Origin of the sequence: Streptomyces sp. NPDC049887 (assembly GCF_040656535.1) — a bacterium.
In the GTDB taxonomy this organism is placed as follows: Bacteria; Actinomycetota; Actinomycetes; order Streptomycetales; family Streptomycetaceae; genus Streptomyces.
Genome location: NZ_JBFAMM010000024.1, coordinates 51,374 through 66,921, shown reverse-complemented (window position 1 = coordinate 66,921; position 15,548 = coordinate 51,374). Strand labels below are relative to the sequence as shown.

Annotated in this window: 14 protein-coding genes; 7 read left to right on the top strand and 7 right to left on the bottom strand. The window is 73.2% G+C overall.

All coding sequences use genetic code 11. The features are described 5' to 3' along the window. Nucleotides 1-134 precede the first annotated feature (134 nt). The 3 genes from AB0J10_RS25800 to AB0J10_RS25790 form a co-directional block, all read right to left on the bottom strand. Entirely contained in the window at nt 135-2,534 is a 2,400-nt protein-coding gene (locus AB0J10_RS25800) for a glycosyl hydrolase family 65 protein (RefSeq protein ID WP_363064838.1), read from the bottom strand. A 56-nt stretch (nt 2,535-2,590) separates the two neighbouring features. Beyond that, nucleotides 2,591-3,460, bottom strand: a complete 870-nt coding sequence (locus tag AB0J10_RS25795) for a universal stress protein (protein WP_363064837.1) — start codon at nt 3,458-3,460, stop codon at nt 2,591-2,593. A gap of 236 nt (nt 3,461-3,696) precedes the next feature. Then, a complete protein-coding gene (locus AB0J10_RS25790; protein WP_363064836.1) occupies nt 3,697-4,614 on the bottom strand; it encodes a pyridoxamine 5'-phosphate oxidase family protein in 918 nt (305 codons plus the stop codon). 211 nt (nt 4,615-4,825) lie between these two features. Here AB0J10_RS25790 and AB0J10_RS25785 point away from each other — a divergent pair, with 211 nt between their 5' ends. Then, nucleotides 4,826-5,500 carry a CBS domain-containing protein gene (locus tag AB0J10_RS25785; RefSeq protein ID WP_363064835.1) on the top strand — a complete coding sequence of 225 codons (675 nt, stop codon included), beginning with the start codon at nt 4,826-4,828 and terminating at the stop codon, nt 5,498-5,500. A 116-nt stretch (nt 5,501-5,616) separates the two neighbouring features. On the opposite strand, the gene AB0J10_RS25780 is transcribed toward AB0J10_RS25785, so the two are convergent. Next, a complete protein-coding gene (locus AB0J10_RS25780) occupies nt 5,617-6,438 on the bottom strand; it encodes a universal stress protein (RefSeq protein WP_363064834.1) in 822 nt (273 codons plus the stop codon). Between the two features lie 391 nt (nt 6,439-6,829). On the opposite strand from AB0J10_RS25780, the gene AB0J10_RS25775 reads away from it, so the two are divergent. Together AB0J10_RS25775 and AB0J10_RS25770 are read left to right on the top strand one after the other, a co-directional pair. Beyond that, a complete protein-coding gene (locus AB0J10_RS25775; protein ID WP_269732687.1) occupies nt 6,830-7,000 on the top strand; it encodes a hypothetical protein in 171 nt (56 codons plus the stop codon). 345 nt (nt 7,001-7,345) lie between these two features. Further along, nucleotides 7,346-7,639 carry a hypothetical protein gene (locus AB0J10_RS25770; protein ID WP_363064833.1) on the top strand — a complete coding sequence of 98 codons (294 nt, stop codon included), beginning with the start codon at nt 7,346-7,348 and terminating at the stop codon, nt 7,637-7,639. A 120-nt stretch (nt 7,640-7,759) separates the two neighbouring features. Here the strand turns inward: AB0J10_RS25770 and AB0J10_RS25765 are convergent, their stop codons facing one another. Both AB0J10_RS25765 and AB0J10_RS25760 read right to left on the bottom strand, forming a co-directional pair. Next, entirely contained in the window at nt 7,760-8,425 is a 666-nt protein-coding gene (locus tag AB0J10_RS25765; protein ID WP_363064832.1) for a class F sortase, read from the bottom strand. After that, complete coding sequence (locus AB0J10_RS25760) at nt 8,422-9,231, bottom strand: hypothetical protein (RefSeq protein WP_363064831.1); 810 nt, start codon at nt 9,229-9,231, stop codon at nt 8,422-8,424. The genes AB0J10_RS25765 and AB0J10_RS25760 overlap by 4 nt, the downstream gene beginning before the upstream one ends. 377 nt (nt 9,232-9,608) lie before the next feature. Between AB0J10_RS25760 and AB0J10_RS25755 the strand changes: the two genes are divergently transcribed. Beyond that, nucleotides 9,609-10,430: a class I SAM-dependent methyltransferase gene (locus tag AB0J10_RS25755; protein ID WP_363064830.1), complete on the top strand. Its 822-nt coding sequence runs from the start codon at nt 9,609-9,611 to the stop codon at nt 10,428-10,430. A gap of 43 nt (nt 10,431-10,473) precedes the next feature. Here AB0J10_RS25755 and AB0J10_RS25750 read toward each other — a convergent pair whose 3' ends face one another. Beyond that, complete coding sequence (locus AB0J10_RS25750) at nt 10,474-12,051, bottom strand: SpoIIE family protein phosphatase (protein WP_363064829.1); 1,578 nt, start codon at nt 12,049-12,051, stop codon at nt 10,474-10,476. A 566-nt stretch (nt 12,052-12,617) separates the two neighbouring features. Here AB0J10_RS25750 and AB0J10_RS25745 point away from each other — a divergent pair. Genes AB0J10_RS25745 through AB0J10_RS25735 form a run of 3 tightly spaced genes read left to right on the top strand, consistent with a single transcriptional unit; the run spans nt 12,618 to nt 15,483 of the window. Beyond that, nucleotides 12,618-13,370 carry a (Fe-S)-binding protein gene (locus tag AB0J10_RS25745; protein ID WP_363064828.1) on the top strand — a complete coding sequence of 251 codons (753 nt, stop codon included), beginning with the start codon at nt 12,618-12,620 and terminating at the stop codon, nt 13,368-13,370. Further along, the gene (locus tag AB0J10_RS25740) at nt 13,367-14,842 is read left to right on the top strand and encodes a lactate utilization protein B (RefSeq protein WP_363064827.1); all 1,476 of its coding nucleotides are present in this window, start codon (nt 13,367-13,369) and stop codon (nt 14,840-14,842) included. Before AB0J10_RS25745 ends, AB0J10_RS25740 begins: the two co-directional genes overlap by 4 nt. Then, nucleotides 14,839-15,483, top strand: coding sequence for a lactate utilization protein C (locus AB0J10_RS25735; protein WP_363064826.1), 645 nt, complete (start codon nt 14,839-14,841; stop codon nt 15,481-15,483). The genes AB0J10_RS25740 and AB0J10_RS25735 overlap by 4 nt, the downstream gene beginning before the upstream one ends. Nucleotides 15,484-15,548: the final 65 nt, after the last annotated feature.

Sequence of the window (15,548 nt, the reverse complement as noted above, 5' to 3'; positions counted from 1 at the left end):
GCCGCCGTCCCGACCGGCCCCCCATGCCAGTGTGGGTCGTCCGCATCCCGTACGCATGCCAGGGCCCGTTCCGTTCCCGGCAGCGCCGGGAACGGAACGGGCGGCTCGTGGTGTCGACGGCGCTCGAGTGCAGGTCAACGTGTTGGCAGCACGAGCGTGCAGCTCTCCCCGGGTGCGACGGTGACGGCCCTGTCGGTCAGCACCACCCGGATCGGTGGCTCCCCCGAGGCCGGTACGGTGATCCGCAACCGACCTCGCCGCAGACGTACTCCCACGCCCCAGTGTCCGCGGTACCGCAGCGAGAAGCCGTACTCGGACAGCGCGGGAAGAGGCACCGGATCCAGCCACAACGCCTCCTCGCGGGTCTCCATTCCGGTCAGGCCGCGCTGGACCAGGTCGAGGGTTCCGGCCATGGCGCCGAGGTGGACGCCTTCGCCGGTGGTGCCGCCCTGGACATCGGCGATGTCCGCTTCCAGGGCGTCCCGGCAGTACTTCCACGCGTCGGCCCTTCTGACCCGGGCGAGGACCCAGCCGTGGACGAGGCCGCTGAGGGTGGAGCCGTGGCTGGTGCGCCGGAGGTAGTAGTCGACCGTCCTGCGCCACAGCTCGTCGTCGAGGCCGTAACCGAGACGGCCGAACAGGTGCCGCAGCTCGGCCGGCGAGAAGAGGTAGCCGAGCATCAGTACGTCTGCCTGCTTGGACGCCTGGTAGCGGTTGACGTCGTCCCCCTCGGCCTCGAGTATCCGGTCGAGGCGCCGGATGTCGTCGTACCGCTCCCGGTAGAGGTCCCAGTCCAGCTCGTCCAGGTCGCCGTAGCCGTCGAACTGGCTGATGACACCGTTGTGGTGAGGCACCGTCAGCAATCGTGACACCTCGTCCCACCTGGGGAGTTCGTCGACGTCCAGTTCCACGCGTTCGAACAGTTCCCGGCGGCGCCATTCCGGAAGGCGCCGCACGAGGTCCAGGGCGCGGCCGAGTACCCAGGCCGCGGTGACGTTGGTGTACGCGTTGTCGTCCAGTCCGGGCCGGTCGGCACCCGGGTAGCCGTCGTGGTACTCGTCGGGGCCGACGACCCCGAGGATGCGGTAACGGCCCGACCCGGGGTCGAAGGCGGCCGTGTCCACCCAGAAGCGGGCGATGTGCAGCAGCATCTCCGCTCCCTTGGTGTGCAGGAACTCCGTGTCGCCCGTGGCCTCGCAGTACCGCCAGACGTTGTACGCGATCGCCGAGCCGACGTGGTGCTGCAGCCGGGAGTGGTCCGGCAGCCACCGGCCCGAGCGGGGATTGAGATGCAGCCGCGGAGCCTCCTCACGGCCGTCGCTGCCGCTCTGCCACGGATACATCGCCCCGGCCCGGCCCGCCTCCCGGGCGGCGCGGCACGCCTGCGGAAGGCGACGGTGCCGGTAGTTCAGCAGCGCGCGGGACACCTCCGGGAAGTGCAGGTTCAGGTACGGCAGCACGAACAGTTCGTCCCAGAAGACATGTCCGCGGTACGCCTCGCCGTGCAGACCCCGGGCCGGCACGCCCACGTCGAGGTCCGCGGTGTGCGGGGAAACCGTTTGCAGAACGTGGAAGAGGTGCAGGCGCAGGACGCGACCGGCCTGGCCGGGCACCTGGACGTCGGCGTGCCGCCACAGCTGGGCCCAGGCGGTGACGTGGGATTCCATCAGGGTCGGGAAGTCCCCGGCGGTGGACGCCCGGTCGACGGCCGCCTCGAGCGGATCGCCGATCGCCGGGTCGCGTGAGGTGTGCAGCGCCACGGTCTTGTCCACGACGACGGGAACGCCGGGAGCGACGGGGACCACGAGACGGCGGACGGCTCGGTGCCGAGCGGGACGGAGCAGCGACGAAGTCGGCTCCCGGCCGTGGACGACCGTCCGGGCCGCCATGGCGACGCCGACGTCGGAGCTGTTGGTGCGGCAGCGCAGCCACACGGTCCCGGACTCCTCCGCACCGGTCCGCACCTGCGCCAGGTGACTCCGGCTGAGGGAACGGTACCGGTGCACGTTGGCGTTGACCACGTCTCCGTCGATCGCCGACTCGACTTCGATCTCTCCCGACCAGCCCTCGGCGGTGAAAACGGTGCGCAGCACTGCCAGATGGGGGTCCGCCATGTGCACCGCGCGGATCTGCTCCACGCTCAGCCCGCCGACCTGCTCGTCCCGGTAGCGGAAGGTCCGGGTGAGTGTGGCACGCCGCAGGTCCAGGGTGTGCCGGTACTGCAGGAACGGGCGGGTGTCCGGGGTGAACCACCGGCCCGGCGGCGCGCCGGCGGGGCGGAGGCGGAACCTCAGCGGCAGCCAGTTCGGGAGGTTGACCAGGTCCTCGTTCACCACCGTGCGCCCGGCCACGGTGGACTCCAGGCGGTTGTAGCATCCGGCCACGTAGGTCCCCGGGTAGTGCACCGGGCCCGCCCTGCTCTCGGGGACGGCCCCACGGGTGGCGAAGTAGCCGTTGCCGAGGGTGCAGAGCGACTCACGCAGCCGTTCGGCCGCGGGTTCCCAGCCCTCGTACTGCCAGGTCCACTCCGCCATACGCCGTCCTCACCCCTTCCTTCCCGAGGTGCACGGGAGCGCGGTCGACGCGGACGTCAGGTGCGCTCGGGGACGACGGCGACCGGGCACTCGGAGTGATGGAGCAGGGAGTGGGCGACCCTGCCGAGTTGGAGACCGAAGTGGCCGTGCGGTCTCAGGGCGCCGACGACCAGGAGGTCGGCGCCGGCCGAAGCGCTCAGCAGGACCTTGTGGGCGGGCCCTTCGACGGCCCGGCCCTCCACCTCGGCCCGGCCCCGTACGAGATCGCGCAGTGCCTCGTCCAGGATCGCCGAAGCCCGCTCCTCGTGCGTGCGGCCGGCATCGTCCGCGAGGAGAGGATGCTCCGCATGTGCGTGCGCGGGGCACCGCCAGGCCCTCACGGCCTCCAGGAGGCAGCCGCGGGCCTCGGCCTCGCGGAGGGCGAACCGTACGGCTCCCATGTCCTCCTCCGATTCACCGACGCCGACCACCACCCGCCCGTAGGCTCCCTGCCGGTTCCGCTCGGAACCTCGCACCACGACGACCGGGCACGTCGCGCGGGCCGCCACCGTGAGACCGACCGATCCCAGCAGCATCCCTCCCAGATCGCTGCGGCCTCGGGATCCCGTGACCACGGCGGAGGCGTCGTGCCCCTCCCGCAGCAGCGCGGACACGGCATCGTCGGGCAGTACCTCGCCGGACACCTTCACCTCCGCGTCACGCAGCCGGGCCCGCTCCACGGCGGACGCGACGATGTGCTCCCCCATGACCTCCTCGGCCGGACGATCGGTACTGAAGGACGGCCGCCTGCCCTCGTAGCGCTCCCACAAGGAGGCGTAGACCAGGCGCAGAGGGAGCCCGTGCCGTGCCGCTGCGCCGACGGCCCAGTCGACCGCCGCCAGGCTGGAGTCCGACCCGTCCACGCCCACGACCAGCGGGAGTTCCACCGTCCCCACCGCCTTCCTGTGCGGCCTCGTCGAGCACCCCCTGTGAATACCGTCGCACCACCCGGACACCTCCGCGACACACGCGGTACCGGTTCGCGGACCTCACGCGGCCGGTGGCTCCGGCCCCGGCGCCGGGCGGGTCCGTGCGTCCGGAAGGCCCCGCCCGCCTCACGCCGCCTCACGCCGCCTCGGGAGTCACCCGGCGGTTCCGGCACCGGGTCAGCCGCCCGGTCCGCTCACCGAGGGGCAGGACCGATACGGCGGCCGGTGAGGCGCTGGGGCCGGATCGACACCCACATCTCTCGCTCACCACCCGCCCACGGGCGGGTGTGCGCGCCGTCCGCCAGCCGTCGCACCGCATCGGGGTCCGTGACGTGACGCGCCGGGCCGACGGCGAGAACACTCCAGCCCTGGCCCGCGGTCTCGTCCAGCTGATCGACCTCGAAGGCGGCCTCGGACCCCACCGCGGCCGCGGGCACCGAGCCGGGTGCGGTGCGAAAGGCGATCCCGTCGTCGATGACCTCGTAGTTCACCGGAACGACCGCCGGGCCGTCGGGGGTCGTCAGGGCGACACGGCCCACACCATGGGTGGAGAGCAGGGCACGGCACTCCTCCTCGCCGAGTTCCCGCAGCTCGGGGTGGAGGAGTGCCTGGCCCTGCCCGGGCGGCAGATCGACGCCGCCCCCACGGAGGGCTTCCACACTCGTTCCCAGCGCGCCGGCCAGCCTGGTCAGCGTGCCCGGACCGGGGTCGGCCGGGCGTTCTTCCAGGTACGCGAGGTACTGCGGAGCCATTGCGGCGCGCCCGGCCACGGTGGCCCGGGTGAGCCCCTGCCGCTCCCGCTCGGCGGCCACCCGCCGGCCGATGTCGCCGGGGCTGGGGGCCCGGTCCGGTCCGGTCCGGGCGGGCGTCGTGCCCGCCCGCTCCGCGTCAGGCCCGGAAGGCGCGGGCGTCGCCCCGGACGGGTGCTCCAGGTGACGGACATGGGCGTCGGGACCGGGGAACACCAGGGTCACCTGGTCCGTGTCCGACCAGCGCACGTCGTAGGGGGGTGTTCCATCCTCGTGGTGGAGTCCGACGATCTCGCCGTCGCGCCTGGTACCGCCGGTCGCCGGGCTGTCGATGACGAGTTGGTCGCCGAGGTGCGCTCGCATGACCGCCGCCCTTTCCTCAGAATGTTGCTGTAACCCAACGTGCCACGCGCCTCGTGCCGCCGCACGGGCCGGAAAGCCCCGATCCTGGGCCGACCGGTCCCCTTCTCCGGACGGGGCCGACGCGGGCCTGAGCCGCACCCCGTCGGAGTGCCGGTTCCGACAGCTCGACATGACCACGTACGCCGGCACGGGCCTCGAAGGGACAGGCGCCATGCATCACCGAACGGTCGCAGAGCTCATGACCCGACAGGTCGTCCGGGCACGGCGTGACCTGCCGTTCAAGGAGATCGTCAAGCTGTTGGCCGAGAACGACGTCACCGCCGTACCGGTGGTGGACGAGCACGACCGCCCGATGGGTGTGGTGTCCGAGGCGGACCTGCTGCGCAAGTGCGCGGACCAGGCCGACCCGTCCGGCAGGGCGGCGGTTCCGCATCCGGAGGCGTGGGAGAGGGCCAAGGCCGAGGGAGTCAGGGCCGAGGAACTGATGTCGGCTCCCGCGGTGTGCGCGCGACCGGAGTGGAATGTCGTCGAGGCGGCCCGTCTCATGGAGGTCCACGGCATCAAGCGGCTGCCCGTGGTGGACGAGACGGACAGGCTCCGGGGCATCGTGAGCCGCGGCGATCTGCTGCGGATCTTCCTCCGCCGCGACGACGCCATTCGCGAGGAGATCACCCGGGAGGTGCTGGAACAGACCCTGGGGCTCGCACCGTCGGAGGTGTCGGTCGACGTCCGAGAGGGGCGGGTCACCCTGGACGGATCCGTGGAGTTCCGCAGCCTGACCCCCATCGTCGAACGCCTGTGCAGGAGTGTGGACGGGGTCGTCTCGGTCGCCACGCACCTCACCTACCGGACCGACGACGCCGGAGGACCCGGCGCTCGCCCGTGACGGGGGCGGAGCCGAGCGCGTACCCCCACCCGGTCGGGGCCGGTCGCGGCGAGGCGTCCGTACGCGACGGCGGTCACGGCGGCCGACGGCGAACCGGTCGCCCGCGCTCCGATCCGTCACATCTGCGGGACGACGGCGATCGGGCACGGCGCGTGATGCAGCAGCGCATGATTGACCAGGCCCAGCTGTAGCCCGAGGTGCCCACGTCGCCTGCGGGCGCCGACCACGAGCAGGTCGGCCTCGGACGCGGCCTCAAGGAGCGCCTGACGTGCGGGGCATTCGACCACCCGACGGCCCACCGGGGCGTTCGGGTACCTCTCCACGGGGCCCCTCAGCGCGTCGTCGAGCACCTGCGCGGGCGGGCGGCGCGGGGTCAGGGCCCCGTACTCGGCCGGGGGCGGTGGCTCGGCCAGGCCCCCGAGCGGGACGCTCCAGGCGTGCACCGCGACCAGCCGGCAGCGCCGCACATGGGCTTCGCGCACGGCGAACTCGACCGCGGTGCCGCTTCCCTCGCCGTCCTCGACGCCGACGACGACGCTGCGGAACCGGACGCCGCGGTGCTCCGGCCGGCCGCGCACGACGACGACCGGGCAGTCGGCGCGCGCCGCCACGGCAAGACTGACCGATCCCAGGAGGAGCCCCGCGAGGTCTCCGAGCCCTCTGGGGCCGAGGACCAGGGCGAAGGCGTTGCGCCCCTTGCCCAGCAGGGCTGTTGCAGGGTCCTCGTGCAGCACCTCGACGGACAGCCGCGCCGAGGGGGCGTTCTTCCGGGCCCGTTCCGCGGCAACGCCGATCGGATCGGCCGCCCGGTGGCCCGGCGCGGCGGCGTGCACGAGGAGGAGCGGCACATCATGCCGGACCGCCTCACCGGCGGCCCAGTCCACCGCCTCCAGGCTCTCCTCGGACCCGTCGACGCCCACCACCAGCGGGATCGCCACCGATGTCACCTCCGCCGCATGCCTGACTTCGTCCTCCCCCCGGCCCCGCAGCCAACGGGAAGGGCCCGCCGCTCGGTGCGCCCCCCACCGGGACACCGTGCCTCCAGCTTCTTATGCCGCGAAAACGCCCGCAACGGAGACGGTGGGGCAGCGCACCGCCCGCCGCCGTTGGCACGGCGGTCCTGCCCACCCGCCGGTTCCCAGGCGGCCGTCCGGGAACCCCACCGGGAACGCAGCCCACGCGCCCGTGTCGCGCCAAGCCCTCCGGCGGGGGCGGTCACCCGGCCCGCCGAGTCGCCGAGCCGTTCCGGGGTTCGCGGGTGTCAAGGAAGCGTCAGCGATCGGGACGGGCCGCGGGGAACCGCGGAGCGGGCTGCATACTGCTCGTGTGATGCCTGACTGGCTGCCCGACCAAGGAATACGCCGGGCCACTCTCGCCCTGGCGGGAGCGGCGGTGGTCCTGATCGCCGCCGGCGCCTTCCTCGACGCCATGTGGGTGCTCGGCATCGGCGTCTGGGCCGTCATCGCGGCCGCGGCGATCGAACTCGTGTACCGACCTTGAGAACGCCTCTCCGGTGGGTGTGCACCGGTTGCCCGGGGCGTGCGTCCGGGTGCCGTGCCAGGACGCCCACGGGTACGTCCGCCGTCCTGCCGACACCTCCGTGGCGGGCACGCGGTCGCACACGGCCGGCATGGCCATCACCGCCGAACCGTCCGGCGGTTCGGCCCCACCGGCAGGCCCCGTCCCCGTGGTCGTGACACACCGGTCGTGGCACACCGGCCCGACGGCACCTGGCGGCGGCCGTGCATGACGACCCGCTTGCGGGGCACACGGCAGGGACCGCGAGCGGCTGCGTCCGGTGCCACCGGCACACAGGCCCGGCCCTGTCCCGAGGGGGTATTCGACGTGAGAGCGACACAGTTCACCTATGCCGGCCCGGCAGTCGTCGGAGGAGTGCGGTTCGCCCGTGTCCGGCTGTCCGAGAATCCCCCCGACGAGGACGGCGCCCCCTGGGCGGGGGCCACCTCGTTCAGGCAGGAGGACGAGCCGGAGGGGTTCACGCCCGACATGGCGGACGACTCGCCCGTGACGGTGGAACTGCCCGACGGCCGCACCGCTCAGGCTCTCGTCGTCAACGTGCACTTCAACGGCCAGGGCTGGACGATGGAGTTGATCGGAACCGGACCGCTGCCCCGGTGACCCGGGCGGACGCGGGGTCCACGCGCCGCGGCGCTCCGTCCGGTGACTCCCCCGCGGCGCCCGGGCCGGGCGCCGCCGCCCCCGCCCTGCGGGCGGACGGCACCCTTCTCGGAACACGCCCTACGCCACCGCCACCATGCTCGCGAACACCACGACGTTGTTGGGGTAGTAGTGGCGGTCGGCGTCGAACTGACCTCCGCAGGTGACCAGTCGCAGGCCCGCGTGGTCGAGGTTCTTGTAGACCTCCAGGGTGGGGAACTCCTTCTTCGGGTACTCGGCGATGCGGTCCACCGCGAACTCGGCCGTCTTCCCGTCCTCGCGCGTCACCTTGATCGTGTCGCCGGCCTTCAGCGTCTTCAGCTTCTCGAAGACCGCGGCCTTGCCGTTCCAGGTCACATGCCCGGCGATCACCGCCGGCCCCTGGGAGCCCGGAGTGGGGCCGGGTTCGTACCAGCCCGCAAGGTCGGGGTTCTTCGGGGTCGTCATCGTGCCGTCCTTGTTCTGCCCGAGCGACTCGAGTTCGCTCTGCACTCCCAGGGACGGGATGGACACCACACGCGGCGCGGACCGGGCGAGTGCCCCCGCGGCCTTGCCCGCTCCCGCGCCCGCCCCCGCTTCCTGACCGCCCGCCGGGTCCTGTGCCGCGCTCCGGTCCGAGCCGGCCGGGGGTGCCGCCGTGTCCTGGCCGCCGCAGGACGTGAGCAGCAGCGTCGCCGCGAGTGCGATCACCGACACGGTCGCACGCAGGGCACCGGGCCCTGCGCCGCTGCCCGGGGAGCGGTTCATGCGGCACCCGCCGTCTTCGCCGCCGCGGAGCGGGTGGTCGTCCTCCGGCGGACGACGACCAGCGCACCGGCCGCCGCCGCCACGACGGCGCCGCCGGTCACCGCGCCCGGGGAGAGCCCGGCGGCACCGGGTCCGCTGCCGGTCTCGATCCCGCCGACCGGAATGGACCCGACCGCGGCGCCCTTGACGACCCCGCAGTTGGCCGGTGCGGTCGCCTCCTGGGGGAGCTTGGGGTCGAGTTCGCTCTTGCCGGCTCCCTCGACGTCGTACTCGCCGTTGTCGTTGCGGTCGATGCCGTGCTGCACGATGTGCAGGTCCTTGATGTTGTCGACCACGTCCTGCGAGACCGTGATGGTCCGCTTGTAGGTGATCCTGCCCTCCTTGTCGGCGACGGGCATCCGGTCGACGGCCAGGCCGCTGCCCGCGTCCGTCCCGCCCTCCGTGGTGAGGGAGATGTTGATGTCGCCGTAGTCCTTCGTGGCCTCGGTGTTGTTGAGGATCCCGTCGCCGTCGGTGTCGTCGCTCGCGTCCGGGCAGTGGAAGTCGTGCCCGTCGGTCGACCCGTGCAGGTGCTGCGCCGAGGGCTGTCCCGGGACCATGCCCTCCGACTTGATCCACACCGTCAGTTCCCTGCCGCGAAGACTCAGCATGGCCGTCCCCCGGGAACCGGAGTCGTTGAGCTGCTCGAGGTCGATCTGGAACGCCGGGTTCTCCGCCGCGAACGCCGTGGACGCGACGCAGGTGGTCAGGAGGGCGGCGGGAAGCGCGGCGAGCACCGCGATCCGGCCGGTTCGCTTGGACATCACGTTCGTTCCTGTTCCGCAGCCCCCGGACGGGAAAGCCGCATGTCGTACGGATTCCTGGCGATGCCCGGAGGATCCCGGACATCGACTCACCCCTTGTCCACAGAACAGTTGCCGTGGGCGGCGTGACGGCCGCGACACACGTGCCCCGGACGCACGGACACCTGGGCGTTCCGGGCGAACACGATGCCGCCGCCGCGGCCCCGGCCCGGCTCGGGCGGAACCGGGCACGGGCCGTTGCTCGTTGCAACTGATATGCAGTTACCTTTGAAACGTACGGATCCGCGCGGTTGTTCAATCGCCCGGCGGGACGATCCACGGCCATACGCATCGCCCGCGAGCGCGCCCCTCGCGGGAGTTGGGCGTCGTAGGTTGGGAACATGACGGCCACCGCATCGCAGGAAGCGTTCCTCCGGGCCTTTCACGCCGAGCGTCCAGCGGTGACGGCGGAGGCGTTCGAGGGCGGCCGCGCCCCGGACGGCCGGTCCAGCTACGAGATCCTGTGCCATCGGGTGGCCGGAAGCAGACGCGTTCTGGACCTCGGATGCGGCGACGGCCTGCTGCTGGAGCACCTGGCGCGCGGTGAGGGGAGGCGGCTCGCGGGAGTCGACCTCTCACCGGAGTCACTGGCCCTGGCGCGGCGCCGACCGTCGCTGTCCGGGGCGCGGTTGGAGGAGGGCCGGGCGCAGAGTCTCCCTTTCGACGACGACAGCTTCGACGCCTGCGTCTCGCACATGGCGCTGATGCTGATGGCCGAGGTCGATCAGGTGGCGGCCGAGGTCGCCCGGGTGCTGTCGCCCGGCGGCGTGCTGGCGTGCGTCCTGGGCGGCGGGGCCGTCGGCGGCGAGGCGTACGGGCGTTTCATCGCCATGTTGCGGTCCTTCGTCGAGGCAGCGCCCCCTTCCCGGCGCATCCCGGCACTCGGGGACAGCAGGACGCGCAGTCGCGACGGGCTCGACGGCATCCTGGGGCCGGCGGGCTTCACCGCGACGCACTGGGAGACCGTCCCCATCGATCTCGGCGGTTCGGCCGACGAGGTGTGGGAGGTCGTGTCCCGGATGTACGACCTCGGCCCGCTGGACCGGGCCGCCGTGGAGCGTCTGCGTGCGGGTTTCATGACCGAGGCGAAGGAGATGGCGGGTCCGGACGGGCGCGTGCCCTGCGGGTTCAGGATCCATGTCGCGACGGCTCGACTGCGCTGAGGCGCGGCTGGGGCCGCCCGCCGTGGGGAACCGGAGCCCGGTCTCACCGCTCCCGCGGCCGGGCGCGCGCGCCCGGGCCGTGTTCCTCGTTCCCCGGGGCGGGCGGCCGCACGGCCTCCGCACCGGGCACGGAGTGCAGGACCCGGGCCACGAGCAGCGCCACGTCGTCGTGGTCACCGGGAGGGCGCAGGGTGCGAAGCAGCACATCGCAGGTGTCGTCCGGAGAGCGCTCGGGGTCGTCCAGGAGGGCGAGCAGGTTGTCCAGGCACGCGTCGATGGGCTGGTCCCGCCTCTCGACCAGACCGTCGGTGTACAGGACGAGCTGGTCGCCCGGGTCGAGGGCGACCGTGGCGGCGTGGAAGTCGCCCCCTCCGACTCCCAGCGGGGTGCCGGTGGGCAGATCGAGCAGTTCCCGTGTCCCGTCGGCATGGAGGAGGGCGGCGGGCAGATGGCCGGCCTGGGACATGTGGCACTGGCCGGTGCGGGGGTCGTAGGCCGCGTAGACGCAGGTGGCGATGGTCTCCTGCGCGAGCTCCTCGGTGATGCGGTCGAGGTGACCGAGCACCTCCGCGGGGTCGAGGTCGAGACAGGCGAGAGTGCGGGTGGCGGTTCGGAGCTGCCCCATGGTGGCGGCGGCGCTCACGCCGCTCCCCATGACGTCACCGACGACGAGGGCGGTCTTGTCGCCGCCGAGCGCGATGACGTCGAACCAGTCCCCGCCGATCTCCACCGCGGCTCGGGCGGGCCGGTAGCGGGACGCGACCGCCAGGCCCGGTCGCGGCGGCGGTGCGAGGGGCAGCAGGCTGCGCTGGAGGGCGAGCACCGTGCGTCGTTGCTCCTGTACGGCGCGGTGCCGCTCGGTGACGTCCACGCTCGACGTCACCACGCCCAGCACCGTTCCGTTGGGGGCTTCGAGCCGGTGGAAGGAGATCGACCAGGCGTGCTCGTTCTCCGGGTCCGCCGGGGTCCTGCCGACGGTGTACTGGTCCAGGACCGGGGTGCCGGTCACCAGCACCTGGCGCATCGTCGCCGCGAAGGACGCGTCCAGGAACGGCAGCACCTCGTGGACGTGCCGGCCCACGTGCTCGGCGGCAGGAACGCCGTTCATGCGCTCCTCGGCGGGGTTCACCGAGATGTAGCGGAGGTCGGTGTCCAGCACACCCAGTCCGATCGGCGACTGCGACACCAGGCGGGCGGAGAGGGCCAGGTCCCGTTCGACCCGCCGGAGCGTCGTCTGGTCGGCGGCCAGCCCCAGGACGTAGAAGTCGCCCTGGTCGTCCATGAGCCGCATGTTGCGGAACTCCACCAGCCGAGAACCGCCGTCCTTGTGCCGTACCGGAAAGGCGCCGGCCCAGCTGTCCCCGCCCTCCATGACCTGCGCGAAGATGCCCAGCACGGATTCCAGGTCCTCCTCGTGGACCATCAGCCGGCCGGCGAACCGGCCCAGGGCCTCCTCGGCGCTGTAGCCGAACAGGCTCTCCGCCTGGGGGCTCCAGAGATCGATCCTTCCGTCGGCGTCGAGCAGCACGGCCGCCACACCCAGCAGGTCGAGCAGCCCGCCGGAGGCGGTCGGAGCCAGCTCCCCCGCCGTGGGATCGGTCCAGGACCTGGTCGCGCACATACCAGTCCTCCTCACTGCCCGCACCGCGACCTGCGCACCGGAGTGCGGCGCGGCCCCGGCCCGGGGCCACTCGGCCGCAGCCCCATCGTCCCCCTGATGGGGGCACCCCTGCAGCCTCTCGGCCGGGGCCGTCCGCTCAGCCGCGTCCCGTGACGCTCTCCCGCGCGGCGCACCGGGGACGTGCACGCGACGCGGCCTCCCCGCCACCTTCGGCACCCGGGCGGGCGGGGCACGCGGCGTCCCGGCGCTCGCCGCCGCGGGGCCCGGTTCCGCGTCGGCCGGCTGCGGCCGGTGCCCGGGGCCGCCCGCCGCGACCGGCCCCGGGACGCCACCGCGCTCGGGCCTCCTTAGTACGGACCCGTACGGCCGACATGTCATCGGCGGTGTGCCCGAGCTCCGGGGCACCCTGTGCGAGACTCGGGAGCTACGGCACCACGAAGCGACCGGTGAGGTCCGGGCCTGGGAGCAGCGGGCCCGAGCCCGTCCCACGGAGCCCGGGCCGGGGCGGGAGTCGACCCGGGCGCCGCAGCCGATGCCCGGGCCGGGGCCGCCGAGGAGGGACAGCCATGCGGGTCGCGCTCTTCGTCACCTGCGTCAACGACACGCTCTTCCCGGGCACCGGCCGGGCCGTCGTCACCCTCCTGGAGCGGCTCGGTGCGAAGGTGGACTTCCCACCGGCGCAGACCTGCTGCGGGCAGCCGCAGTTCAACACCGGCTACCGGCACCAGACCGAACCGCTGGTGCGCCGCTACGTCACCGCGTTCGACGCCTACGACTACGTCGTCACGCCCTCCGGCTCCTGCGCCGCCATGGTCCGCGACAACTACCCGCGCATCGGGGCGAAGGCCGCCGCCGAGGGCCGCGGCCGGGAGCTCGCCGAGGCCGCTGCCCGCGCGGTGCCGAAGACGTACGAGCTGACCGAGTTCCTGGTCGACGTGCTCCAGGTCGTGGACGTCGGCGCGTACTACCCGCACACCGTCACCTACCACCCCACGTGCCACGGGCTGCGGATGCTCGGCCTCGGCGACCGGCCGCGCCGGCTGCTGGAGCGGGTGGAGGGCCTGGAGCTGCGCGAGCTGCCCGGCGCCGAGGAATGCTGCGGCTTCGGCGGCACCTTCGCCGTCAAGAACGCCGCCGTCTCGGCGGCGATGGGGGCCGACAAGGCCCGCAACATCGCCTCGACGGGCGCTGACGCGGTGTGCACCGTCGACAACTCCTGCCAGATGCACATCGGCGGCACGCTCACCCGCCTCGGGTCGGCGGTCCGCCCGGTACACATCGCCGAAATCCTCGCGAGCACGCGCAAGGACCCTCGATGAGCGGCGGCACGTATCTCGGCATGCCCGCCTTCCCCGAGGCCGCGGCCCGCTCCACCCGGAACGCCACCCTGCGAGGCAATCTGCGCCACGCGACGCGCACCATCCGCGACAAACGTGCCGTGGCCGTCGCCGAACTCGACGACTGGCAGCGGTTGCGTGCCGCCGGCGCCGCGATCAAGACCCGCACGCTGCGCCACCTCGACCACTATCTGGAGCAGGTGGAGCGCGCGGTGACGGCTGCGGGTGGCCACGTCCACTGGGCGGCCGACGCCGCCGAGGCGAACGACATCGTCACCCGGCTCGTCCGCGCCACCGGCGAGACCGAGGTCGTCAAGGTCAAATCGATGACCACACAGGAGATCGGGCTCAACGACGCGCTGGCGGAGGCCGGGATCACCGCCTGCGAGACCGACCTCGCCGAGCTGATCGTGCAGCTCGGCGACGACCTCCCGTCGCACATCCTCGTCCCCGCCATCCACCGCAACCGCTCCGAGATCCGCGACATCTTCCGCGAGAGGATGGCCGACTGGGGCCGGCCCGCCCCGGACGGGCTGACCGACCGGCCCGCCGACCTCGCCGAGGCGGCCCGGCTGCACCTGAGGGAGAAGTTCCTGCGCGCCAAGGTCGCCGTCTCGGGCGCCAACTTCATGGTCGCCGAGACCGGCACCCTCGTGGTGGTCGAGTCGGAGGGCAACGGGCGGATGTGCCTCACGCTCCCCGAGACACTGATCTCCGTCGTCGGCATCGAGAAGGTCGTACCGACATGGCGGGACCTGGAGGTGTTCCTGCAGCTGCTCCCCCGCTCCTCCACGGCCGAGCGGATGAATCCGTACACCAGCATGTGGACGGGCACCACCGACGGCGACGGCCCGCGCGCGTTCCACCTCGTACTGCTCGACAACGGCCGCACCGACGCCCTCGCCGACCCGGTGGGACGCCAGGCGCTGCGCTGCATCCGCTGCTCGGCCTGCCTCAACGTCTGCCCGGTGTACGAGCGGGCCGGCGGCCATGCCTACGGATCCGCCTACCCGGGCCCTATCGGCGCCGTCCTCACGCCCCAACTGCGCGGCACGGACAGCGAGCTGGACGCCTCGCTGCCGTACGCCTCGTCGCTGTGCGGCGCCTGCTACGAGGTGTGCCCGGTCGCCATCGACATCCCGGAGGTGCTGGTGCACCTGCGGGAACGGGTCGTCGAGGGCGGCCCGGTGACCCGCGGCGGAAGGAAGGTCGTCATCCGCCCGGCGAAGGGCCACGCCGCCGAGCGTGCCGCGATGCGCGCCGCCCGCTGGACGTTCGACCACCCGGGCGTGCTGCGCGCGGCCCAGCGGCTCGCCGCGCGCACCCGTCGGCTGCACCCGGAGCACCTGCCGGGGCCCGGCCGGGCCTGGACGGACACCCGGGCGGTGCCGGAGGTGCCGGCCGAGCCGTTCCGCGACTGGTGGCAGCGCACCCGGGGGAAGGGCGCCGAGTGAGCAGCAGGGACACGGTGCTCGGCCGGGTCCGCCGCGCCCTGGCGGACGTACCGCGGGGGGAACGGCCCGGTGACGTGCCGGTCGCCCGCGACTACCTGCGCGTCCACGGCACACGCACGCCCGAGCAGAGGGCGGACCTGCTCGCCGAGAACCTGGCGGACTACCGGGCGCTCGTGCACCGCTGTTCAGCGGACGGGCTGGCGGGGCACCTCGCCCGGCTGCTGGCGGAGCGCGGGTCCGCGTCGGTGCTGGTGCCCGACGGTCTGCCACCGCGGTGGCTGGCGGCCGCGGACCCCGTGCGGATCGCCGACCGGGCGCTGGGCACTCCGCGGGAGCTCGACGCGGTGGACAGCGTCGTCACCGGCTGCGCCGTCGCCATCGCCGAGACCGGCACGATCGTGCTGGACGGCGGCCCGGCGCAGGGCCGACGCCGCATCACGCTCGTACCGGACCACCACATCTGTGTCGTACGGGTCCCGGAGCAGGTGGTCGACTCGGTGCCGCAGGCTCTCGGGCGGCTGGACCCGTCCCGTCCGCTGACGTGGATCAGCGGCCCGTCGGCGACGAGCGACATCGAGCTGGACCGGGTCGAGGGCGTCCACGGGCCCCGGACCCTGGAAGTGGTCCTCGTGGCGGACTGAGCCCGGACCCCGCCCGGGCCGTGCCGGTCGTCCGGCACCGGGCTCGACGTCGTCGAGGCGCGGTG